Annotated in this window: 19 protein-coding genes, 1 tRNA gene and 3 pseudogenes; 14 read left to right on the top strand and 9 right to left on the bottom strand. The window is 62.6% G+C overall.

Translation table 11 applies throughout. From position 1 onward, the window contains the following. Positions 1-423, bottom strand: coding sequence for a large conductance mechanosensitive channel protein MscL (mscL, locus tag ACYCUK_RS07105; RefSeq protein WP_461594132.1), 423 nt, complete (start codon positions 421-423; stop codon positions 1-3). A gap of 287 nt (positions 424-710) precedes the next feature. Here mscL and petA point away from each other — a divergent pair, with 287 nt between their 5' ends. The 12 genes and pseudogenes from petA to ACYCUK_RS07165 form a co-directional block, all read left to right on the top strand. Continuing rightward, a complete protein-coding gene (gene petA / locus ACYCUK_RS07110) occupies positions 711-1,289 on the top strand; it encodes a ubiquinol-cytochrome c reductase iron-sulfur subunit (protein WP_461594102.1) in 579 nt (192 codons plus the stop codon). 23 nt (positions 1,290-1,312) lie between these two features. Beyond that, the gene (locus tag ACYCUK_RS07115; protein ID WP_461594103.1) at positions 1,313-2,722 is read left to right on the top strand and encodes a cytochrome b; all 1,410 of its coding nucleotides are present in this window, start codon (positions 1,313-1,315) and stop codon (positions 2,720-2,722) included. 8 nt (positions 2,723-2,730) lie between these two features. Further along, positions 2,731-3,519 (top strand): cytochrome c1, encoded by a 789-nt coding sequence (locus ACYCUK_RS07120; RefSeq protein ID WP_461594104.1) that lies wholly within the window; start codon positions 2,731-2,733, stop codon positions 3,517-3,519. A 114-nt stretch (positions 3,520-3,633) separates the two neighbouring features. Then, positions 3,634-4,245, top strand: a complete 612-nt coding sequence (locus ACYCUK_RS07125; RefSeq protein ID WP_461594105.1) for a glutathione S-transferase N-terminal domain-containing protein — start codon at positions 3,634-3,636, stop codon at positions 4,243-4,245. 20 nt (positions 4,246-4,265) lie between these two features. After that, entirely contained in the window at positions 4,266-4,820 is a 555-nt protein-coding gene (locus ACYCUK_RS07130; protein WP_461594106.1) for a ClpXP protease specificity-enhancing factor, read from the top strand. Between the two features lie 48 nt (positions 4,821-4,868). Continuing rightward, positions 4,869-4,944, top strand: a tRNA-Thr gene (locus ACYCUK_RS07135). Between the two features lie 342 nt (positions 4,945-5,286). After that, the gene (locus tag ACYCUK_RS07140) at positions 5,287-5,715 is read left to right on the top strand and encodes a gamma-butyrobetaine hydroxylase family protein (protein ID WP_461594107.1); all 429 of its coding nucleotides are present in this window, start codon (positions 5,287-5,289) and stop codon (positions 5,713-5,715) included. Continuing rightward, complete coding sequence (locus ACYCUK_RS07145; protein ID WP_461594108.1) at positions 5,705-6,454, top strand: class I SAM-dependent methyltransferase; 750 nt, start codon at positions 5,705-5,707, stop codon at positions 6,452-6,454. Before ACYCUK_RS07140 ends, ACYCUK_RS07145 begins: the two co-directional genes overlap by 11 nt. Before the next feature lie 82 nt (positions 6,455-6,536). Further along, positions 6,537-7,436 (top strand): Tim44 domain-containing protein, encoded by a 900-nt coding sequence (locus ACYCUK_RS07150; RefSeq protein WP_461594109.1) that lies wholly within the window; start codon positions 6,537-6,539, stop codon positions 7,434-7,436. A gap of 347 nt (positions 7,437-7,783) precedes the next feature. Next, complete coding sequence (locus ACYCUK_RS07155; protein ID WP_461594110.1) at positions 7,784-8,398, top strand: ubiquinone biosynthesis accessory factor UbiJ; 615 nt, start codon at positions 7,784-7,786, stop codon at positions 8,396-8,398. A gap of 3 nt (positions 8,399-8,401) precedes the next feature. Beyond that, a complete protein-coding gene (gene ubiB, locus ACYCUK_RS07160) occupies positions 8,402-9,973 on the top strand; it encodes a ubiquinone biosynthesis regulatory protein kinase UbiB (protein ID WP_461594111.1) in 1,572 nt (523 codons plus the stop codon). A gap of 4 nt (positions 9,974-9,977) precedes the next feature. Further along, positions 9,978-10,403, top strand: a pseudogene (locus tag ACYCUK_RS07165) (aldo/keto reductase); the annotation flags it as partial. A gap of 193 nt (positions 10,404-10,596) precedes the next feature. On the opposite strand, the gene istB reads toward ACYCUK_RS07165, so the two are convergent. Then, positions 10,597-11,361, bottom strand: a complete 765-nt coding sequence (gene istB, locus ACYCUK_RS07170) for an IS21-like element helper ATPase IstB (RefSeq protein ID WP_461594112.1) — start codon at positions 11,359-11,361, stop codon at positions 10,597-10,599. Between the two features lie 64 nt (positions 11,362-11,425). Then, complete coding sequence (istA, locus tag ACYCUK_RS07175; protein WP_461594113.1) at positions 11,426-12,964, bottom strand: IS21 family transposase; 1,539 nt, start codon at positions 12,962-12,964, stop codon at positions 11,426-11,428. Positions 12,965-13,146: 182 nt separating this feature from the next. Here istA and ACYCUK_RS07180 point away from each other — a divergent pair, with 182 nt between their 5' ends. Next, a complete protein-coding gene (locus tag ACYCUK_RS07180) occupies positions 13,147-13,581 on the top strand; it encodes an aldo/keto reductase (protein WP_461594133.1) in 435 nt (144 codons plus the stop codon). Positions 13,582-13,606: 25 nt separating this feature from the next. On the opposite strand, the gene ACYCUK_RS07185 is transcribed toward ACYCUK_RS07180, so the two are convergent. The 4 genes and pseudogenes from ACYCUK_RS07185 to ACYCUK_RS07200 form a co-directional block, all read right to left on the bottom strand. Further along, entirely contained in the window at positions 13,607-13,864 is a 258-nt protein-coding gene (locus tag ACYCUK_RS07185; RefSeq protein WP_461594114.1) for a putative quinol monooxygenase, read from the bottom strand. 29 nt (positions 13,865-13,893) lie between these two features. Beyond that, on the bottom strand, positions 13,894-17,190 hold the full coding sequence (gene icmF, locus ACYCUK_RS07190; RefSeq protein ID WP_461594134.1) for a fused isobutyryl-CoA mutase/GTPase IcmF: 3,297 nt from the start codon (positions 17,188-17,190) through the stop codon (positions 13,894-13,896). A 353-nt stretch (positions 17,191-17,543) separates the two neighbouring features. Continuing rightward, positions 17,544-17,930, bottom strand: a pseudogene (locus ACYCUK_RS07195) (aspartate/glutamate racemase family protein); the annotation flags it as partial. 76 nt (positions 17,931-18,006) lie between these two features. Continuing rightward, a pseudogene (locus ACYCUK_RS07200) lies at positions 18,007-18,267 on the bottom strand (cytosine permease); the annotation flags it as partial. Between the two features lie 143 nt (positions 18,268-18,410). Between ACYCUK_RS07200 and ACYCUK_RS07205 the strand changes: the two are divergent. Then, positions 18,411-19,196 (top strand): type III pantothenate kinase, encoded by a 786-nt coding sequence (locus ACYCUK_RS07205; protein ID WP_461594115.1) that lies wholly within the window; start codon positions 18,411-18,413, stop codon positions 19,194-19,196. A 255-nt stretch (positions 19,197-19,451) separates the two neighbouring features. Here the strand turns inward: ACYCUK_RS07205 and hslU are convergent, their stop codons facing one another. Together hslU and hslV are read right to left on the bottom strand one after the other, a co-directional pair. Beyond that, a complete protein-coding gene (gene hslU / locus ACYCUK_RS07210; protein ID WP_461594116.1) occupies positions 19,452-20,777 on the bottom strand; it encodes an ATP-dependent protease ATPase subunit HslU in 1,326 nt (441 codons plus the stop codon). A gap of 93 nt (positions 20,778-20,870) precedes the next feature. After that, positions 20,871-21,410, bottom strand: coding sequence for an ATP-dependent protease subunit HslV (gene hslV / locus ACYCUK_RS07215; RefSeq protein WP_461594117.1), 540 nt, complete (start codon positions 21,408-21,410; stop codon positions 20,871-20,873). Positions 21,411-21,428: the final 18 nt, after the last annotated feature.

Consider the following 21,428-nt stretch of genomic DNA (forward strand, 5'->3'; position numbering starts at 1 on the left):
TCAGCGTCTGAGCGAGTCGCGAATGTCTCGCAGCAGCAAGATTTCCTCGGGGTCGGCTGCGGGAGGTGCCGGGGGTTGCGCGCGCTTGAGCTTGCTGATGAGCCGGACCATCATGAAAATGATGAATGCCAAGATCAGAAAGTTGATGGCGATGGTGATGAAGCCGCCATAGGCCAGCACAGGAACGTTCGCCTTTTTCAAGGCGGCGAGCGTCATTTCCGTTCCTGCGGGAACCGTCCCCAACGGAATAAAAAAATTCGAGAAATCGATCTTGCCGATGATGGCTCCAACCACCGGCATGATGATGTCGCCCACCAGGGCTTCGACGATCTTGCCGAAGGCGCCGCCGATGATCACGGCAACAGCCAGATCGATCACATTGCCTTTGACGGCAAACTCCTTGAAATCAGTCAGCAAGCTCATCGCGTCACTCCCGTAGTCAGTGGTTAAGGGTGACCCAATGTACCGCCCAGCGCTTGGATTGGACACCTTTGTAAAGCCCGGCTGGCGGGTCGCGACCCATGGAAGTTGGGTCGATTTCGTGAGATGACCAGCCGCTGTCACAGCGCATTTTTGCGGTGCAGCAAGGCGTTTATTGATGAAACGCAATACATCATCCCTAAATCAGTGAGTTCTTATACATGCTTTTCCTAATGCGAAATTCGTGCTGGGGGACCAGAATTCCATCGCTTCACTACCGCTCCGAAACGATGGATTCCCAACGCCGCATTTGGTTGATTGCCACAGGTGCCGCCACCTGCTTTGCAGGCGCGGCAACCGCCGTCCCTTTTATTGAATCGATGGAGCCATCGGCCAAAGCCAAGGCCGAGGGTGGGCCGATCGAAGTCGAAATCGGCCAGCTGCGTCCCGGTGAAAAACTGACCGTGCTGTGGCGGGGGCAACCGGTGTGGTTCTTGCGCCGCACGCCGCAGATGCTGGCTTCGCTGAACGTGACGCAATCGCTGGTGGCCGATCCACTGTCCAAACGCATGGCCTTTCCCACGCCGGCCTGGGCGCAAAACCAGTGGCGCTCCATCAAACCCGAGTTCCTCGTGGTCATCGGCATTTGCACGCATCTGGGCTGCTCGCCTGTCGACCGATTCACACCGGGCGCCCAGCCCTCCTTGCCAAGCGACTGGCAAGGCGGTTTCCTCTGCCCTTGCCATGGTTCCGAATTCGATCTCGCGGCGCGCGTGTTCAAGAACATGCCGGCGCCGGACAACTTGTCCGTGCCCCCGTATCACTACATCAACGACCGAAAAATTCTTCTCGGTGAATACAAGGCCTGAAGGCCCCAAACGGAGATCAAGCCATGGCTGATCAGACTTTGCCGGATCCCGGCGTGCTTGCCGAAACTCCACGCGGCGGCTTGCGTCAATGGATCGACGACCGCTTCCCGTTCTCCGCGCTTTGGGCTGCACACCTGAGCGAGTATTACGCGCCGAAGAACCTGAATTTCTGGTACTACTTTGGCTCACTCGCCATCGTCGTGCTGGCCATCCAGATCATCAGCGGCATTTTTCTGGTGATGCACTACAAGCCCGATGCCGCACTGGCGTTCGGCTCGGTCGAATACATCATGCGCGACGTGAGCTGGGGCTGGCTGATTCGCTACATCCACTCCACCGGGGCATCGGCGTTCTTCGTCATCATTTACATGCACATGTTCCGCGGCCTGCTCTACGGCTCATACCGCAAGCCGCGCGAGCTGGTGTGGATTTTCGGCTGTCTCATTTTCCTGTGCCTGATGGGCGAGGCTTTCTTCGGCTACCTCCTGCCCTGGGGTCAGATGTCGTTCTGGGGTGCGCAGGTCATCGTCAACCTCTTTTCCGCCATTCCCTTCATCGGTCCCGACCTCTCGTTGTGGATTCGTGGCGACTATGTGGTGAGCGACGCCACGCTCAACCGCTTCTTCGCCTTCCACGTCATTGCCATACCGCTGCTGCTCATCGGGCTGGTGGGGGCACACATCATCGCGTTGCATCAAGTGGGCTCCAACAACCCGGACGGCATCGAGATCAAGGCCAACAAGGACGCCCGCGGCAATCCGCGCGATGGCATTCCCTTCCATCCCTATTTCACCGTGCACGACCTCTTCGGGCTGTCGGCTTTCCTCACCATCTTCAGTGCCGTGCTGTTCTTCGCGCCGACCTTCGGTGGCTACTTCCTGGAGCACAACAACTTCATCCCGGCCGATCCGCTGAAAACCCCGCCGCACATCGCCCCGGTCTGGTACTTCACGCCCTTCTACTCCATGCTGAGGGCCACCACCACCACCTCTGTCCATCTCTGGATGGCCGTGCTTGCAGCCGCTGCGTTATGGGGAGCCTGGCGCCTGCGGCGCAGCCCCCTGCGTTTGGCCGCGCTGGCTGCAGGCATGGCCTTTCTGCTGTGGGCCATGGCCACGGTCGATGCCAAGTTCTGGGGCGTCTTGGTGATGGGCGGCGCCGTCATCTCGCTGTTCTTCCTGCCTTGGCTGGATCACTCCCCGGTCAAGTCCATCCGCTACCGCCCGAAATGGCATTTTTCGCTGTTGATTCTGTTTGGGCTTGACTTCATCGTGCTCGGCTATTTCGGCATCTCCGAACCGTCTCCCGTCGGTTACTGGATCTCGGTGACCTGCACCTTCATCTACTTCGGCTTCCTTTGGCTCATGCCCTGGTGGAGCCGTCTCGGCGTGTGCAGAGCGGTGCCCGAACGCTTGGTCTATCACCCCCACTGAGCATGATCATGATCCATCCATTCCGCTGGTTGCTGCGCCTGGCGCTCGCACTGGGGCTGAGTTGCGCTGCCTTGACGGCACACGCGGCAGCCGAACAAGAAAGCATCGCGCTACAGCATGCTCCCTACCGGGTCAACGATTTGCTCGCTCTGCAAAACGGTGCGAAGCTTTTTGTCAACTACTGCCTCAACTGCCACAGCGCCAAGTACATGCGCTACGAGCGTTTGCGCGCCATTGGCTTGACGGCAGACCAGGTGCAGAAAAACCTGATGTTCAGCGAATCCAGGCTCGGGGACACGATGAAAGTCGCGATGACGCCAGCCCAGGCCGAGGCCTGGTTCGGCGCTTCCCCGCCGGACCTGAGCGTGATCGAGCGGGCACTGGCCTCCCATCGTGGTTCTGGCGCCGATTACCTGTACACCTACCTGCTTTCGTTTTACCGCGACCCCACGCGCCCGACGGGCTGGAACAACCTGGTGCTCCCCGGAGTCGCCATGCCCAACCCGTTGTGGCCCTTGCAGGGCGAGCGCGCAGCGAAGTTTGCGCTCACGAAAGACCCAGCCGCCGCGGGCCTCCAACTCAAGCGCTTTGTCGCGTACGAACAGCTCACGCCTGGAAGTTTGAGCCCGACGCAGTATGATTCACAGATTGCCGATCTTGTGGCCTACATGCAATGGATGGCCGAACCGGACCAACTCGAACGCAAACGACTGGGCGTTATTGTCTTGCTCTTTTTGGCCCTGCTCACCTTCATCACCTGGCGCCTCAAGTCCGAATACTGGAAAGATGTGAGTTAGTTGAGCCGAGTCCCTCCAGGGACTCGGCAGCAGTGTCCATAGGCCCGCCTTTTTGGCCGGCTGTCGCGGGGGTGAGCATGCTCACTCCCTTCGCTTTTTCAGGAGTCGCCTCTCATGATGGTGCTTTATTCAGGCACGACCTGCCCGTTCTCGCAGCGTTGCCGTTTTGTCCTGTTCGAAAAGGGCATGGATTTCGAGATTCGTGATGTCGATCTCTTCAACAAACCTGAAGATGTGAACGTCATGAACCCCTATGGCCAGGTGCCCATTCTGGTCGAGCGTGACCTCATCCTGTACGAATCCAACATCATCAACGAGTACATTGACGAGCGTTTTCCGCATCCCCAGCTCATGCCGGGTGACCCGGTGGCGCGTGCCCGGGTGCGTTTGTTCCTGTTCAATTTTGAAAAGGAATTGTTCGTGCACGTCTCCACGCTCGAGTCTCGTGCCAGCAAAGCCAATGAGAAGGCCATGGAAAAGGCCAGGACCGCGATTCGTGACCGCCTGACCCAGCTGGCGCCGATTTTTACCAAGAATCGTTTCATGCTGGGTGACGATTTCTCCATGCTCGACGTCTCCATCGCGCCCCTGCTCTGGCGCTTGGACCACTATGGCATCGATCTGCCCAAATCAGCCGCACCGCTTTCCAAGTATGCCGAGCGCATTTTTCAGCGCCCTGCCTACATCGAGGCGCTCACGCCTTCGGAAAAGGTCATGCGCAAGTAATTCCGGCAGCAGGAAGAGTCATGACCAACTCGGCTGAAAATCCAAGTTCGACCAAGCCCTACCTGTTGCGCGCCCTCTACGAATGGTGCACCGACAACGGACTGACACCCTACCTGGCAGTTCACGTGGACAGCCAGGTGCGGGTGCCGCGCGAGCATGTCAAGAATGGCGAAATTGTGCTCAACATCAGTTTCGGCGCGACCACGGGCCTGAAGATCGGACATGACGACGTGCGTTTCAAGGCGCGCTTCGGCGGAGTTGCCCGCGACATACTCGTGCCCGTGAGCCACGTCACTGCGATCTACGCCCGCGAGAATGGGCAGGGCATGGCGTTTCCCATGCCCGAATCCGGCGCTGGTGATCCTGCTGCCGCCGGCTCAGTCGAAGGCGAAGATGCGCAGACGCCTGAGACAGCGCCAGCAAGCCATCTTCATGCCGTGCCCGACAGCACTCAAGCCGCCGCAGAGATCCCTGAGCAAGCTTCCCGCTCAGTCGATGCATCCAAGGCCGAGGGCGAGCCGCCGGCTGATCCCCCCCCGCGGCCTTCCGGGGGACATCTCAAGCGCGTGAAGTGAACGTTTGAGATCGCAACCCGAAGTCGCCGTTTCACCAGGGAAGTCCCTGCCGCTTTAGCTCAGTTGGTAGAGCAATCGCCTTGTAAGCGATAGGTCGTCTGTTCGAGTCAGACAAGCGGCACCAAAAAACCCTGCAAATAGAACCTCGATATTGCATCGCTACCGGGTTTGAGTGGCTGGACAATGCAAACTTTCTGTATCAGAATGTGACTGAGTTCTAAACAGCTCTTTCAGGGAGTGTGCAATTCACCCGGGCTCTGCCCGGGTATTTTTTTGCTCGCCAGACTCGTGCAGCCCGGCAGAGTTCTCAGCCTTGCAAAAGTGCAGTTGGCTTGTCGCGCCGTTGCGCAGCCGCATGAGCGTGTCTTTCGAACGCTCCAGCAGTCCGACGGCTGTTGGCGTACACGCGCATGGACGCAGACGCATAATTCGCTATTGCAAGTCTGCACGACAAAGGTTCAAGTTCATGGCTCACACAGTCCCACACCCAACGCAATTGACGGTTCACCGCCAGTCGCGCGATCTGGAAATCGCCTTCGATGATGGCGCGGTGTTTCGGCTTCCGTTCGAACTGCTGCGGGTGTATTCGCCTTCAGCCGAGGTGCGTGGACACGGCCCCGGCCAGGAAACCCTGCAGACAGGGAAACGCGATGTCTTGATCAATCAGCTGGAATCCGTGGGCAATTACGCCGTGCAACCGACTTTTTCCGACGGTCACGACACGGGCATCTTCACCTGGGAATATTTGTATTTCCTGGGTTCGGAGCAGTCGCAGTTGTGGAGTGACTACCTGGAGCGACTTGCCGCGGCTCAAGTGGACCGCGATGCCGCAATGGTGACGGCTGATGCCCCATCGAGCGGTGGCTGTGGGCATGGAGCGCACCATGGCCATTGAGTCCGGTGAAGCAACTACACACTTTGGCTTCGAGACCGTGGCCGAGCGTGAAAAGGCGCAACGCGTGGCGCAGGTCTTTGACTCGGTCGCGCCCCGCTACAACCTGATGAATGACTTGATGAGTGCCGGCCTCCACCGGGGCTGGAAAGCCTTCACCGTGGCGCTGGCAGCCGTGCGTCCCGGGCATCGTGTGCTCGACATCGCCTCGGGCACTGGTGACTTGGCCCGTGCATTCGCGCCGCAAGTCGAACCGGGCGGCATGGTGGTGTCGACCGACATCAATGGTGCCATGCTGGCCGAGGGGCGAACCCAGCTGGAAGATGCAGGCTTGTGTGTGCCGGCAGCGCTCTGCGACGCCGAAGTCCTGCCATTTCCCGATGGCAGTTTTGACCGCGTGAGCGTGGCTTTTGGCCTTCGCAACATGACCCACAAGGACCTTGCGCTGGCGGAAATGCGCCGCGTGCTCAAGCCAGGCGGAAAATTGCTGGTGCTCGAGTTTTCTCGTCCCTGGGGACCGCTGCGCGGCATCTATGACTGGTACTCCTTCCGCATACTGCCACGCCTTGGACAATGGGTCGCGGGTGATGCCGACAGTTACCGCTACCTGGCTGAATCCATCCGCCAGCACCCGGATCAAGCCAGCTTGAAGACTCTGATGCTCGAGGCCGGATTCGCCAAGGTCGACTGGTATAACCTTTCGGCTGGAGTCGTCGCGTTGCATATTGGCCTCAAGGCTTGAGGGAACATAATTTTTTCGGGATGCGTGAACTTTTCCGGTGGTTTTAGTAACAAAATGTAGGCATCCACAACCGGGCATGATCATGAACAAGCATTGGACCCTTCTCGTTCTCGGCGTCAGCCTCGTGCTGGCCTCCACTCTTTTCGCGGCCGAGGCACAAGCCAAGCGCATGGGAGGCGGCAAAACCCTGGGGCGTCAAAACAGTGGATTGCTGCAACGTCAGCAGGCCACACCCGCCCCTGCCGTGGCGCCACGGCAGGCTGTCGCACCTGCGGCAGCCACCCCACGCCCTGCCAGTCGTTGGGGCGGCATGCTCGGCGGCTTGGCGGCCGGCATCGGGCTGGCAGCGTTGTTCCACGCCTTCGGCCTGGGCGCAGGCCTGGCCTCGTTCGTCACAGCACTGCTGATCGCAGGCTTGGCGGTGGTCGTGGGGATGTTCCTGCTCCGACTTTTCCGCCGTTCTGGCGCCTCATCCATGCCGCAACCGGCCGGAATGCCGCGTGGTGCTTATGACGCGGCCCAACTCGGGTCGGAGTCCTATCTACCCCCACAGCGTTTCGAGGGGATGCAAGCCCCAGTTGGAAGCGCCGCCACGGCTCAGGGCTCGATTCCGGCAGACTTCGATCAACGTGCATTCCTGAACAAGGCGCGCGAGCATTACTACCAACTGCAGAAGGCGTGGGATGCAGGCGACTTGCACGGCATCGAGTCGTACAGCACGCCGGAATTCTTCGCGCAGCTCAAGGCTGAGATCGAACAGCGTGGGGGTGCGCAGAATCAGACCGATGTGGTCACGCTCGAAGCCGTGCTGCTCGATCTGCAGGAGTTGGGCGGTGAATACCTCGCCAGCGTCGAATTCTCCGGGTTGGTCCGCGAGGAAAGCTGGGGTGGTGCGCAGCCCGTGCGCGAGGTGTGGAATCTGGTCAAGCCGGTTTCCGGCAATGGGGGTTGGCTGCTGGCCGGAATTCAACAGCTGGCCTGAACCCGTTGTCCAGGCCGCAACGTTTTCGCCGACCAGTTCGGGATTGACATTCCTAGTCGGGCCCATTCTTCGGGTACCGAGATGACTCAAGGGCGCATGGCCAGAATGGCCATGCGCCCTTGATCTTTGCTGGACGTCGCAAGCCAGTCTTGAGCGGCTTAGGGTGATGTCTTCTCCAGAGTTCCACAGGGCTTCGGATTTGGCTCGGCATGTACTTGGTACGCGACATGTGGCGCAACGCTGGCTTGCTGCTCTGGGGTTACTCCAGACTCCTAGAATGATCGCCGGATTGCACACTTCCTATGTCCAGCACAGACCCAAGCCCAACTTTGCAGTGGCCAGACCGCATGCAGCAACGCGCTGTGCTGCATGTGACCCAAGCCATCAACCACCTCATCCGCCAAGAGCCGCAGGCTGAGGAACGCATGCGAGCGCACATCGGCAAGCACCTGGCCCTGCATGTTGCCGGTCGAAGTGCCGTATTGCAGATATCCCCGGCGGGCGGGTTTGCACCGGGGCCGACCCAGGAGGTGGCTCAGCCTTCTGAGCTCAGGCTCGATATCGACGTCAGCGCCGTTTTGGCGGCTCAATGGCGCGGACAAGCACTGGGGCTGGCGGGAGTGCGCATCACGGGCGATGCCGAATTTGCCCAGGCGGTCTCCTGGCTGCTCGGCCATCTGCGCTGGGATGCGGAAGATGACCTTGCCCAACTTCTCGGCGACCTAGCTGCGCATCGGCTGGTACGCGCCGGGCGAGGAATGCTAGCCCAGGGGCGACGCCTACGCCGGCAAGTCGAAGCCGACACCAAGGACTGGCTGGCCGAGGCGCCACGCGCACTGGTTGGCCGCGCCGAGTACACGGCCTGCAGTGTCGAATTGGCGCAATTGCGTGACGCGACGGCCAGGCTCGACAAGCGCGTTCAAATGCTCGTGCGCCGCACCGATACAACGGCGCGGAACTGAGGGATGCGCCGCCTCCTGCGTTTGTTGCGCATTGCCACCGTTGCCCATCGCTACGGACTTGATCAGCTCGTGCTCAGCGGCTTTCGCCATCGCTGGCTGCGGCTCCTGGCGCGCATTCTTGCCGTTGGCCGCAAGCTCGATGCGCCGCGTGGGCAGCGCCTGCGCCTGGCGCTGGAAAGTCTGGGGCCGATCTTCGTCAAGTTCGGACAGATGCTGTCCACCCGGCGCGATCTTCTGCCCACCGATATCGCCGACGAACTCGCCAAGCTGCAGGATCGCGTCCCGCCGTTCGACTCCGATCAGGCCGTGATGCTGATCGAGCAGGCCTTGGGTCAGCCGTTGTCGCAGCTGTTTGCCAGTTTCGATCGCACACCGGTTGCCAGCGCCTCCATCGCCCAAGTGCATTTCGCGATGCTGCCGGCGGAGCAGGGTGGACACGAGGTGGCGGTCAAGGTGCTGCGACCTGGCATGCGCAAAATCATCGACCAGGACCTGGAGTTGATGCAAACCCTGGCCGCCTGGGTTGAGCGCGCCTGGTCCGACGGCAAGCGCCTCAAGCCGCGCGAAGTGGTGGCCGAGTTCGATAAATATCTGCACGATGAGCTTGACCTCGTTCGCGAAGCGGCCAACGCGGCGCAACTGCGCCGCAATATGGACGGCCTGGGCCTGGTCCTGATTCCGCAGATGGTCTGGGATCTCTGCACCGAAAGCGTGATCGTGATGGAGCGCATGCATGGCGTGCCTATCAGTCAGATCGACCGCTTGCGTGAGGCCGGTGTGGACATCCACAAGCTGGCGCAGAGCGGGGTCGAGATCTTTTTCACCCAGGTGTTTCGCGATGGTTTTTTCCATGCCGACATGCATCCGGGCAACATCATGGTCAGTCTCGCGCCCGAAACTTTTGGCTGGTATATCGCGCTGGACTTCGGCATCATCGGCACCCTGTCAGAGTTCGACAAAGACTATCTGGCGCAAAACTTCATCGCCTTTTTCCGGCGCGATTACCGGCGCGTGGCTGAGCTGCATCTCGAATCCGGCTGGGTGCCGGCCGAGGTGCGTGTGGACGAGCTGGAGGCCGCTGTTCGCACCGTGTGCGAGCCGCAGTTCGAGCGTCCGCTGAAAGATATTTCCCTGGGGCAGATTCTGCTGCGCCTGTTCCAGGTGTCGCGCCGCTTCAAGGTGGAAATCCAGCCGCAGCTCGTGCTGTTGCAAAAAACCCTGCTGAATGTCGAAGGCCTCGGACGTCAGCTCGACCCCGACCTGGATCTCTGGAATACCGCCCAGCCCTTCCTCAAGCGCTGGATGCAAAGCCAGGTTGGCTGGCGCGCTTTGCGCGATCACCTGCAAAAAGAGGCGCCACGCTTCGCCCAGTACTTCCCGGCCTTGCCTCGCTTGGTTCATCACGCCTTGGAACAAGCGCAACAGCCAGTCGAGCGCGAGCTGACGCGCCAGTTGTTGCAGGAACAACGGCGCACCAATGCGTTGCTGCAGGGCCTGATCGGTTTCGTCGTCGGGCTGGTGGTGTTTCTCTTGTTGTTGGCCTTGTGGAATGCGCGCCACCGGCTTGGGGCATGAACCGATGAACCTCGTACAACTTGAGAGTGGAGAGCAGTGGCCCGCGCTCGGCCTGGGTACATGGCGCTTCGGTGAAGACACGGCACGCCATGCCAGCGAAATCGCCGCCGTGCGCCGTGCGCTGGAACTCGGCTACCGCGTGTTGGATACCGCCGAGATGTATGGCGAGGGCGGTGCCGAGCGCGTGGTGGGCGAGGCCCTGGCCGGTGCCATGCATGAGGGCGTGGTCAAGCGCGAGCAAGTGCTTGTGGTCAGCAAGGTCTATCCGCACAACGCCAGCGCAGCTGGAGTGCAGGCTGCTTGCGAGCGCAGTCTGCGCCGGCTCGGCTTGGACCAGATCGATCTGTACCTGTTGCACTGGCGCGGCAGTGTGCCCCTGGAAGAGACGCTGGAAGGATTCACCCGTCTGGTGGCTTCGGGCCGGATCCGCTGCGTATTTCAGCGATCGTGGACGCCTGTTTCAGGCTGATCGTGGACGGCGAAACGATGTTGCCGTGGCGGCGCTGGGGAAGCGCGCAGGAACTGGTGTGACTGTAGCGTAATCGTCCACGATCAGCCTGAAACGGTCTGGCGTGGTGCTGGTGTCGGGATTGGTTTGAGCGCGGTTTTATCGCTTCAAATCTTCAGGTCCCTGCCAGGGCGCCGCAGGCACCCCCCTCGGTCGACTCGCGCATGGACTTCGTGGTCTTGAGCACGATTTTGTGACTGCTGTGCACAACGCGGTCGAGGATGGCATCGGCCAGCGTCGGGTCGTTGAGGTCGGTGTGCCAATCCTTGACCGGCAACTGACTGGTGATCAGCGTGGATCGGGACCCTATGCGGTCGTCCAGCAACTCCAGCAAGTCGTTGCGTTCAGGTGCACCCATGGGCGAGATGGCGAAGTCGTCAATGACCAACAGGTCCAGCCTGGCGAGCTGCGTCAGGCGCCGAGCGAAGCTGCCGTCGCCATGCGCCACCTGCAACTCGTCGAACAGCCGGGCGGCCCGCACGTACAGCACCGAGAAGCCGCTGCGTGCGGCCTGATGCGCCAGTGCGCAGGCCAGCCAGGTCTTGCCGCTGCCGGTGGCGCCGGTGATGAGCAGATTGCGAGCATGGCGAAGCCAGTCGCCGCCGGCCATCGCGGTGATCAGGCCGCGGTCCAGCCCACGGCTGGCACGCCAGTTGATGTCTTCGATACAGGCCGCGCTCACCTTGAGCTTGGCAGCCTTGAGAAGTCGGGCTACGCGCCGGTCATCGCGCCAGGCGATCTCGCTTTGCACCAGCATGGTCAGCCGGTCGTCGAAGGGCAGTTCGTGCGCGGCAGTGCTGGTGGCCTGGTCTTCGATGGCTCGCACCATGCCGTCCAGGTGCAGGGCGCGCAGTTGATCCAGGGTGTGTTCGCTCAGCATGGGATGGGTCCTCGGTTAAGGGGTTGGGGGTTGGGGGTTGGGGGTTGGGGGTTGGGGGTTGGGGTCAGTGGTAGTAGTCGGGGCCGCGCACGTTCTCGTGCTCAATGACCGGGTTGGCCGCTGAGGTGAACAGCGCAGGTTGGCTGTCCAGGCCGCACTTGAGGATGTTGGTCACGCTGCGCAGCGTGGGCGCGCGGATGGCCATGGCGCGGGTGCACGCGGCCTCCAGGCGCTCAGGGGTGTACTTGCGCGCCAGCGCCAGAAGGCCCAGGCAGGCGCGGTAGCCCTGCTCGGGGTGCGGGCGCCGCTCCAGTTGCCACGTCACCAGCGCGGCGGTGCTCAGGCCGATGCGCTCACCCCAGGCAATCAGCTTGGCCGGTGTCCACTCCAGGTGAGCCCGGTGTGAGGCCGGCATATGCTCTGGCGCCGTGGTGAAGCCTGCGCGCACGGTACTCACGGCGTGGCAGGCCACGCGCTGGTTCGACGCGAAACACTCCAGTAGCGCTGCGGTGACGCGCACATCCAGCCGAGCGCCGACCAAGCGGTGTGGCACGCTGTAGTAGTGGCCCTCGAACTCGACGTGGTAGTCGATGTTGACCTTCACCGTCTTCCAGCGACTGATGACGAAGCGCTCTGCCGGCAGCGCCCGCAACGCTGGCGCATCCAGTTGCGCGAAGGCGCTGCGTCGGCAGCCTGGCAGCTTCTTGAACGGCCGCTGATTGAGATCGAGCAGCAGCAGGCGAATAGCCTGGTTGAGCTCGTGCAAGGTGAAGAAGCGCCGGTTGCGCAGCCGCGCCAGGATCCAGCGCTGCACCAGCAGCACCGAGCCCTCGACTTTGGGTTTGTCACGCGGATGCGCGGGTCGAGCGGCCAGGATGGCGCAGCCGTAATGCTTGGCGAACTCCTCGTAGCTGCGATTGGGCTCGGGGTCGTAGCGGTCAGGGCGCCGGATCAGCGCGCGAGTCTGATCGGGCACGATCAGTCTCGGAGCCCCGCCGAAGAACTCCAGCGCCTGGACTTGGGCCACGATCCAGTCGGTGGTGGTCTGACGCGGCGTGGCGCAGGCGTAGGTGTAGTTCGATGCGCCCAGTGTGGCCACGAAGATCTGGGCCTGGGTGATCTCGCCCGTGGTGGCGTCGATGATGGGAACGGTGGAACCGGCGTAATCGACAAACAGCTTCTCGCCGGCGATGTGGATCTGCCGCATTGAGCGTGCCTGGGTCTTGGCGAACTCGCGGTACTTGACGCAAAAGCTGGTGTACTTGTAGGCCAGTGCGTTGCCGGTGGCGTATTCCTCCCACAGCAGCATCAGCGTGACACCGGGTCGCTTGAGTTCCTGGTGGATCAGGCCGAAGTCGGGGGCCAGTTGGTGGCTCGCTCGTGGCACCGCCGGGCGGTATAGCCGTGACTCCAGCTCAGCGTCATCGAGGCCATCGGCCACGGCGCAATCGACGCCAGCGACCTTGGCCAGGGAGACGTACTTGCCCACCACGCTCTTGGAAATCTTGAGCGCGCGGCCAACCTCGTTGTAGCTCAAGCCTGCCTGCAGGTGCAGGCGCAATGCCTCTCGGATACGGCGCATGATGACTCTATTTGTTGGCATTGGCTGGAACCGCAAAAAGCGGCCAGCCTATCCCGGTCAAAAATCACCTGTGCGCAACCCCCTTCGTCCACGATGGCGCTGAAACAGCGTCCACGATCAGACTGAAACGCCGTCCACCACTACGTTGAAATCCCGTCCACCATCAGCCTGAAATGCCGTCCACGATGGGCTGAAATACGCAGATCCGCCATTGGGGCGTGAGCAATTTCGACCTGCAGGACATGCACGAACTGCTGCGACTGGGCGGCGGTACCCATTGCGCGACGAACCAGGTTTATTACGCCGCCAGCAGTCGTGGCGTCGAATTCGACTTGCTGCCCTGGATGCAAAGCCAGCGCATGCCGCTGATGGCCTACAGCCCATTGGACGAAGGCAAACTCGCACACGACACGCGCCTGGCTGCGTTGGCTCAAGCGCTGGGGCTCAGCGCGGCACAACTCGCTCTGGCCTGGGTGTTGCGGCAGCCTGGGGTGATGGCCATCCCCAAAGCAGGCAGCCAGCAACACCTGCGCGACAACCTGGCCGCTGCCTCGACAACCTTGGACGCGGCCACCTGCAAAGCCATCGATCAGCTCTTTCCCTCGCCACGAGGCAAGCAGCCACTGGCCATGATTTGAGCCTTGATGTGTCGAGCGCCCCAGATCAAGCCAATGCGGTGTATTGGTGAATTTCGGGAGCTGCGGCCAAGTGCGGACCCGCCTGCACCATGGCTGCTGCAATATGCGCACTGCGCAAGTGGGCATCGGCGCTGGCTTGGTCGAGCCACTGCTCCACGGTCATGAAAACTGTTGGTTCATCTTCGCGCTGGAACAGCGTGCCGAGCTTGCAGCCGGGTTCCTGCCTTGTGTGTTTCACCAATCCGAGCAGAGCTGCGCGAATGCGTGCCAGGATGTGAATCATGGTTGTTTCCTCGATTCTTGGTTGGGGAACTACATGTTGCGCCGGTACTGCCCGCCGACTTCAAACAGTGCGGTGGTGATCTGCCCCAGGCTGCATACGCGCACCGCGTCCATCAGCACGGCGAACACATTGCGGTTATCGATCACCGCCTGTTGCAGCGCCTGCAGCATGGCCGGCGCTGCGCCGGCGTGGCGCTGGTGGAAGTCGGCCAGGCGGCGCAGCTGCGACTCTTTTTCGTCCTCGGTGGAGCGTGCCAGTTCGAGGTGAGCCGACACCGTGTCGCCATGCGGGTTGCGGAAGGTGTTGACGCCGACGATGGGCAACTCGCCGGTGTGCTTGAGCATTTCGTAATGCATGCTCTCTTCCTGAATCTTGCCGCGCTGGTAACCGGTTTCCATCGCCCCCAGCACCCCGCCACGGTCGGCAATGGCCTCGAACTCCTTGAGCACGGCTTCTTCCACGAGGTCGGTGAGTTCCTCGATGATGAACGCACCCTGGTTCGGGTTCTCGCACTTGGCCAGCCCCCACTCGCGGTTGATGACGAGCTGTATCGCCATCGCCCGGCGCACGCTTTCTTCCGTGGGCGTGGTGATGGCCTCATCGTAGGCGTTGGTGTGCAGGCTGTTGCAGTTGTCGTAAATGGCGATCAGCGCTTGCAGGGTGGTGCGAATGTCGTTGAACGCAATTTCCTGCGCATGCAGGCTGCGACCGCTGGTCTGCACGTGGTATTTGAGCTTCTGGCTGCGCTCGTTCGCGCCGTATTTGTCGCGCATCGCCACAGCCCAGATGCGTCGCGCCACCCGGCCCAGCACGCTGTACTCCGGGTCCATGCCGTTGCTGAAAAAGAAGCTCAGGTTGGGGGCGAAATCGTCGATGTGCATGCCCCGCGCCAGATACGCCTCGACGAAGGTGAAGCCGTTGCTCAGCGTGAAGGCGAGCTGCGAAATGGGGTTGGCCCCGGCCTCGGCGATGTGGTAGCCGCTGATGCTCACCGAGTAGAAATTGCGCACCTTGTGGTGCACGAAATACTCCTGAATATCGCCCATGACCTTGAGCGAAAACTCGGTGGAGAAGATGCAGGTGTTCTGCCCCTGGTCTTCTTTCAGGATGTCGGCCTGCACCGTGCCGCGTACGTTTTCCAGCACCCAGGCCTGGATTTTCTGCGCCTCGTCGTCGGTCGGTTCGCGGCCGTTGTCGGCTTGGAATTTGGCCAGTTGCTGGTCGATGGCGGTGTTCAGGAACATCGCCAGGATGGTCGGTGCGGGGCCGTTGATGGTCATGCTCACGCTGGTGGCAGGGTCGCACAGATCGAAACCGTCGTACAGCGCTTTGAGGTCGTCGAGCGTGGCGATGCTCACGCCCGAGTTGCCCACCTTGCCGTAGATGTCGGGGCGGCGGTCGGGGTCGGCGCCGTAGAGCGTCACCGAGTCGAAGGCGGTGGACAGGCGCTTGGCGGGCATGCCTGCGGAGAGCAGCTTGAAGCGGCGGTTGGTGCGGAACGGGTCGCCTTCGCCGGCGAACATGCGGGTGGGGTCTTCGCTGCCTTGACCAGAACCACTGCGCTTGAACGCAAAGGTGCCCGCGGTGTAGGGAAAGCTGCCGGGTACGTTGTCGCGCATCAGCCAGCGCAGCACCTCGCCGTGGTCTTCGTACTTCGGCAGCACGACTTTGCGCACCGTGGTGCCTGACAGCGTGGTGTGGGTGAGGGCGGTACGAATTTCACGGTCGCGGATCTTCACCACGTATTCACGGCCCGCGTAGGCCTGCTGCATCTGCGGCCACATCGCCAGCAGCTTGCGCGCAGCGGGCAGCATTTTCGTCTCGCGTTGTTCCGCCAGATCGGTGACGGCTTCGATCGCGGCGACCTTGGTGGGGTTGGCCGCGCGCAGCATGCGGCCGCTGGCGCGCAACTGCTGCGCTTCGCGTGCGAGTGCCGCCTGCGCGTCGACGCTGTGGTGATAGCTGCGCACGCTATCGGCAATTTCGGCCAGGTAGCGGCCACGCGCGGCGGGAACGATGGGGGTCTGGTGGGTGCTGTGGCGGGTGGCCACAATCGGCAAACGTCCCTCTTTGAACCTGAGGCCGTGCTCGGCCAGACGCGGCTTGATGGCCTGATACAGCGCAGTCACGCCGTCGTCGTTGAAGCGGCTGGCCATGGTGCCGAACACGGGTAGCTCTTCGGGCTTGGTGGTCCACGCTTCGCGGTTGCGCTGCAACTGCTTGGCCACGTCGCGCAGCGCATCCATCGCGCCCTTGCGGTCGAACTTGTTGATGGCGACAAAGTCGGCGAAGTCGAGCATGTCGATTTTTTCGAGTTGGCTGGCCGCGCCGAATTCTGGTGTCATCACGTACAGACTGGCATCGGCATGCGGCACGATGGCGGCGTCGCCCTGGCCGATGCCGGAGGTTTCGACGATGATGAGATCGAAGCCCGCCGCCTTGCATGCGGCGATCACGTCGGGCAGCGCCTTGCTGATTTCGCTGCCTGCCTCGCGTGTGGCGAGGCTGCGCATGAACACCCCTCGCCCGCTGGCCCACGGGCCAATGGCATTCATGCGGATGCGGTCGCCCAGCAGCGCGCCGCCGCTCTTGCGCCGCGAGGGGTCGATGCTGATCACGCCGATGCGCAGGGCGTCGTCCTGATCGAGCCGCAGGCGGCGAATCAGTTCGTCCACCAGGCTGCTCTTGCCGGCGCCGCCGGTGCCCGTCACGCCCAACACCACGCCATGCGCGGCTTCGGCCATGGCGTGCAGGTCGCGCAGCAGCGCAGCGTCGGTCGTCCCATTTTCGAGTTGGGTGATGACGCGCGCCAGCACGCTTGCATCCGCCCCAAGCGCCTGCAGCGCCTGTTTGCTGTCCAGCGCGGGCAGCGCCTTGTCTGCGCGCATCAGCATGTCGCCGATCATGCCCTGTAGCCCCAGGCGCTGGCCGTCCTCGGGGCTGTAGATACGGGTCACGCCATAGGCTTGCAGCGCGGCGATTTCGTCGGCCACGATCACTCCGCCGCCGCCGCCGAACACCTGGATATGCCCCGCGCCCTGCGAGCGCAGCCGGTCGATCATGTAGCGGAAAAATTCCACATGCCCGCCCTGGTAACTGGAAATGGCGATGCCGTGCGCATCTTCCTGAATGGCGGCGGTGACGATGTCATCGACCGAGCGGTTGTGGCCGAGATGCACCACCTCCGCGCCCATGCCGATGAGGATGCGCCGCATGATGTTGATGGCCGCGTCGTGCCCGTCGAACAGCGCCGCGGCTGTGACAAAGCGCAGCCGCTGCTGCGGACGGTAGGCGGCCAGCACTTTGGCGTCGGACAGGTCGGTCATCGCGGTCTCCTTGGGCACGGCGTGCATCGCACCGCGCGCTTCGGTGTTCATCGGCATCACCTACGGCTTGTCGCGGCAGGGGTTGTGATTGACGTATACTTCAATTTGGCAATGTAGCGGATTCCGTGACGTTCCGAAATGCCTGCTTTCTGCGGCGAACTACCGAAAAGGCGATGAATGTGGCTGCGAACACCAACGCATTCAGACGCAGCAGGCGGCGCCCCAGCGGTGCAATGCTTGAGATGGCCGGTCGATCAGCGACTTGGCCCTGAAGAGAGGCCGCATTCCGGCTTGGCTGGCGGCGTTGCCCAGTCGCCGAGTTTGCTGATGCGAAGGCTCAGGGTGGCAAGTGACTCCGCCAGATGCCAGGCCATGCCGACGGTACGCTCCAGGGTGGCGACGACACTGAAGGAGTTGGCCACCATGCAGGCGGCGTGCATGGCGGCTTCGGCTATGCCGATCACCGGGCCGCGGGCCTGCTCGCGTGCGGCGTCAAGGCCCGGATCGCCGAAGCAGGCGATGACGTAGCCGTCATAGCCCCGAGCCTCGCCTTCCTGAATGCAGCGCAGCAGGCCAGGCACACACAATGCCTCTTCGGTGTAGCACTCGATGGACGCTGGAGAGTCCGGCGGATTCACCGCCCTGACCGTCGTTCCCGGTGCGGCGATGCGGGCAGCCACCTCGCCGATTTTGTGAGTCATGCTGGCGGTGGAATTGGGATTGACAATCAGGATCTTCATGGTTTTTTCATGTGGGGGAACTGCGGTTGATGGCAACGTAGAGCACCGCGGCCATACCGCAATCGATGAGCCAGGTGAACTTGACCGAACCGAGATCCATATTGATGTTCGACAGGCCCATTTTGGACACCAGGTAAAAGGCGAGAGCAAACATCACCACACAAACCGCCGGGCCGGCCCAGTCGATGAAGATCCGCACGGCCTCCATCCCCTTCCAGAACACCAGGGCTTGCAGCACCCAGAGCACCATATAGGCCAACCAGCCGAGGCTGGACAAGCCAACGAAACCATATTGATGCACATCGGCATAGGGGGCCAACGCGGGCATGAGCGGCAAGGGTTTTCACGGATGACTTGTCAGCCTGAGACGCTGTCTGTAACGATTGATCGACTCGAATCCAGGTCCTTGTGCACGCGTCATGCGACATTTACTCGGATTGCGGCTCTGGTATGGTGCACGGGACTTCGCCTGTACTTCCTATGACTCATCTCCTTCTGCTCGACATCGGCAACACCCGTCTCAAGTGGGGCATCTGGGCGGGTGGGCGCGCGGCGCCGGAGCCTGAACTCCTGGCGCACGGGGCCATGCCGCAACAGTCCATCGAGCAGCTCGGCAAGGAGCTTCAGGCTCATCCCAGGCCGCAGGCGGCCATTGGCTGTGCCGTAGCCGGGGTCGTGGCCACGGCGCGGGTGGAAGCGCAACTCGCCAGCCTGGGTTTGCGCTGCGACTGGATCCACTCGCCGCCGCAGCAATGCGGCGTGCGCAACGGCTACACCAATCCTGGCCTGCTCGGGGCCGACCGCTGGGCGGCGCTGATGGGGGCCAGGGCGCGACATCGCGCCGAGCCGGTGCTGGTTGTGAGCGTGGGCACGGCCGTGACCATCGACTGCCTGGCGGCGGATGGGCGCTTTCTCGGCGGCGTCATCCTGCCCGGATTCGGGCTGATGCTCAAGGCGCTGGAAATGGGGACCGCGGGGCTGAACGTGCCCGAAGGCGCGTTGCGCGAGTTCCCCAACAACACCAGCGACGCGCTGATGAGCGGCGGCGCCTTGGCCATATCAGGCGCCGCACGGCAAATGCACGAGCGGTTGAGCCGCCTGGAGGGCAGGGTACCCGTGGTGCTGCTGACCGGCGGCGCAGCGCCCAAGCTGGAACTGGCGCTGGGCTTGCCGCATCAGACCGTGGACCATCTGGTGTTCGAGGGCCTGCTGTGCATTGCCCAGCAGCGCGGGTTGCTGCGGCCCGATTTGGCGCTGCGGGCTTAGGGCGACGCTGAACAAGTTCCCGTGATGCAGCGCGCCGCGCATCGGGATGGGATGCAAGGCGCAAACCACAGCCATAGTCCAAGCCATGGCGCGGATTTGCAACGCCGCAGACCGCCCGAGGCGGGGATGCGATGCGCACGCGGGACTGGTTCTGTGTTGTCTTGGCGCGCCCAAACCTGCCGCGTCGCGTCAGGCCCCCCGAGGAGCTCAAGAAACACTCGGGGCGGCCCGGCATGTATCTTGAGGGCACTCACCTCAGAGCACGAAGCGCGACAAGTCTTCGTCGGCGGCGATCTCGTTCAGACGCTGGTTGACGAAGGTCGCGTCGATCGTCAGGGTATGCGGCTTGCTGCCGTCAGCCTGAAACGACACATCCTCCAGCAAGCGTTCCATCACGGTGTGCAGACGGCGGGCGCCGATGTTCTCGGTTTTCTCGTTCACCGCATACGCCACCTCAGCCAGGCGGCGTATGCCGTCGGAGGCGAACTGCAGGCTCACGCCGTCGGTGTGGAGCAGGGCCTCGTACTGCTTCACCAGGCTGGCATCGGTGGCGGTGAGGATGGCGACGAAATCGTCCACCGAGAGGCTTTGCAGTTCCACGCGAATGGGGAAGCGTCCCTGCAACTCCGGAATCAGGTCCGAGGGTTTGGCAACGTGGAAGGCGCCGCTGGCGATGAACAGCACATGGTCGGTACGCACCATGCCGTACTTGGTGCTCACCGTGGTGCCTTCCACCAGCGGCAGCAGGTCGCGCTGCACGCCCTGGCGCGAGACATCGGCTCCCTGGGCGTTGCCGCGCGAGGCGATCTTGTCGATCTCGTCGAGGAAGACGATGCCGTTCTGCTCCACGCGTTGCACTGCCTGGCTGCGAATCTCGTCTTCGTTCACCAGCTTGGCCGCCTCGTCATCGACCAGCAGGCGCAGCGCTTCGCGCACCTTGAGCTTGCGGCGCTGGGTGCGGCTCTGACCCATGCCGGCGAACATCCCCTTGATCTGCTCGGCCATGTCCTCCATGCCGGGCGGGGTCATGATGTTCATCGTCGCCTGGGGCTGGGCGACATCCAGCTCGATCTCCTTGTCGTCGAGCTGGCCTTCGCGCAGGCGCTTGCGGAAAATTTGCCGCGTGTTCTCGTCCGACGTGGGCAGGGGCTGGCCGGCGGCGTCGCGCGGGCGCGGCAGCAGCACGTCGAGAATGCGGTCTTCGGCAGCGTCCTCGGCGCGGGCGCGATGCGCCTGCATGGCCTGCTCGCGCACCTGCTTCACGGCGATGTCCACCAGATCGCGCACGATGGTGTCGACGTCGCGCCCGACATAGCCGACCTCGGTGAACTTGGTCGCTTCGATCTTGATGAAGGGCGCGTTCGCCAGCCGCGCCAGGCGGCGGGCAATCTCGGTTTTGCCGACGCCGGTGGGGCCGATCATCAGAATGTTCTTCGGCGTGATTTCATGGCGCAGCGGCTCGGCCACCTGCTGGCGGCGCCAGCGGTTGCGCAGCGCCACGGCCACGGCGCGCTTGGCATCGGCCTGGCCGATGACGTAGCGGTCGAGTTCGGAGACGATTTCGCGTGGGGTCATGTTCATGGATCTGCTCGGCAGTGGGTGGCGCTCGGCGTTGTTCGCGCCGAGCGCCATGGGACGCGGTGGGACCGATGGATCGGGGAGCGAACCGCGCCCTCAGTCGCCCAGGGTTTCGATGCGCAATTCGTGGTTGGTGTAGATGCACAGATCGGCGGCGATGTGCAGCGATTTTTCGACGATGCTGCGCGCGTCCAGCTCGGTGTTCTCCAGCAGCGCGCGTGCCGCCGACTGCGCGTAGGCCCCACCCGAGCCGATGGCCAGCAAGCCATGCTCGGGTTCGAGCACGTCGCCGTTGCCGGTGATGACCAGTGAGGCGGTGGCGTCTGCCACGGCCAGCATGGCCTCGAGGCGGCGCAGCATGCGGTCGGTGCGCCAGTCCTTCGCCAGTTCAACGGCGGCGCGCAGCAGCTGGCCGCGGTGCTCGTCGAGCTTGGCCTCGAAACGCTCGAACAGCGTGAAAGCGTCGGCCGTACCGCCGGCGAAACCGGCCAGCACCTTGTCGTGGTGCAGGCGGCGCACCTTGCGGGCGCTGGCCTTGATGACGATATTGCCCAACGTCACCTGGCCGTCACCGCCAAGGGCGACACTGGCGCCGCGGCGCACGCTCAGGATGGTGGTGCCGTGATATTGCTGCATGGGATAGGAGGGTTGTGC

Source organism: Thiomonas sp. (genome assembly GCF_054608695.1).

Bases quoted from the DNA above. Each gene is read 5' to 3' on its own strand.
- mscL (WP_461594132.1), bottom strand. From the start codon at position 423: ATGAGCTTGCTGACTGATTTCAAGGAGTTTGCCGTCAAAGGCAATGTG.
- petA (WP_461594102.1), top strand. From the start codon at position 711: ATGGATTCCCAACGCCGCATTTGGTTGATTGCCACAGGTGCCGCCACC.
- ACYCUK_RS07115 (WP_461594103.1), top strand. From the start codon at position 1,313: ATGGCTGATCAGACTTTGCCGGATCCCGGCGTGCTTGCCGAAACTCCA.
- ACYCUK_RS07120 (WP_461594104.1), top strand. From the start codon at position 2,731: ATGATCCATCCATTCCGCTGGTTGCTGCGCCTGGCGCTCGCACTGGGG.
- ACYCUK_RS07125 (WP_461594105.1), top strand. From the start codon at position 3,634: ATGATGGTGCTTTATTCAGGCACGACCTGCCCGTTCTCGCAGCGTTGC.
- ACYCUK_RS07130 (WP_461594106.1), top strand. From the start codon at position 4,266: ATGACCAACTCGGCTGAAAATCCAAGTTCGACCAAGCCCTACCTGTTG.
- ACYCUK_RS07140 (WP_461594107.1), top strand. From the start codon at position 5,287: ATGGCTCACACAGTCCCACACCCAACGCAATTGACGGTTCACCGCCAG.
- ACYCUK_RS07145 (WP_461594108.1), top strand. From the start codon at position 5,705: ATGGCCATTGAGTCCGGTGAAGCAACTACACACTTTGGCTTCGAGACC.
- ACYCUK_RS07150 (WP_461594109.1), top strand. From the start codon at position 6,537: ATGAACAAGCATTGGACCCTTCTCGTTCTCGGCGTCAGCCTCGTGCTG.
- ACYCUK_RS07155 (WP_461594110.1), top strand. From the start codon at position 7,784: ATGCAGCAACGCGCTGTGCTGCATGTGACCCAAGCCATCAACCACCTC.
- ubiB (WP_461594111.1), top strand. From the start codon at position 8,402: ATGCGCCGCCTCCTGCGTTTGTTGCGCATTGCCACCGTTGCCCATCGC.
- istB (WP_461594112.1), bottom strand. From the start codon at position 11,361: ATGCTGAGCGAACACACCCTGGATCAACTGCGCGCCCTGCACCTGGAC.
- istA (WP_461594113.1), bottom strand. From the start codon at position 12,964: ATGCCAACAAATAGAGTCATCATGCGCCGTATCCGAGAGGCATTGCGC.
- ACYCUK_RS07185 (WP_461594114.1), bottom strand. From the start codon at position 13,864: ATGATTCACATCCTGGCACGCATTCGCGCAGCTCTGCTCGGATTGGTG.
- icmF (WP_461594134.1), bottom strand. From the start codon at position 17,190: ATGACCGACCTGTCCGACGCCAAAGTGCTGGCCGCCTACCGTCCGCAG.
- ACYCUK_RS07205 (WP_461594115.1), top strand. From the start codon at position 18,411: ATGACTCATCTCCTTCTGCTCGACATCGGCAACACCCGTCTCAAGTGG.
- hslU (WP_461594116.1), bottom strand. From the start codon at position 20,777: ATGAACATGACCCCACGCGAAATCGTCTCCGAACTCGACCGCTACGTC.
- hslV (WP_461594117.1), bottom strand. From the start codon at position 21,410: ATGCAGCAATATCACGGCACCACCATCCTGAGCGTGCGCCGCGGCGCC.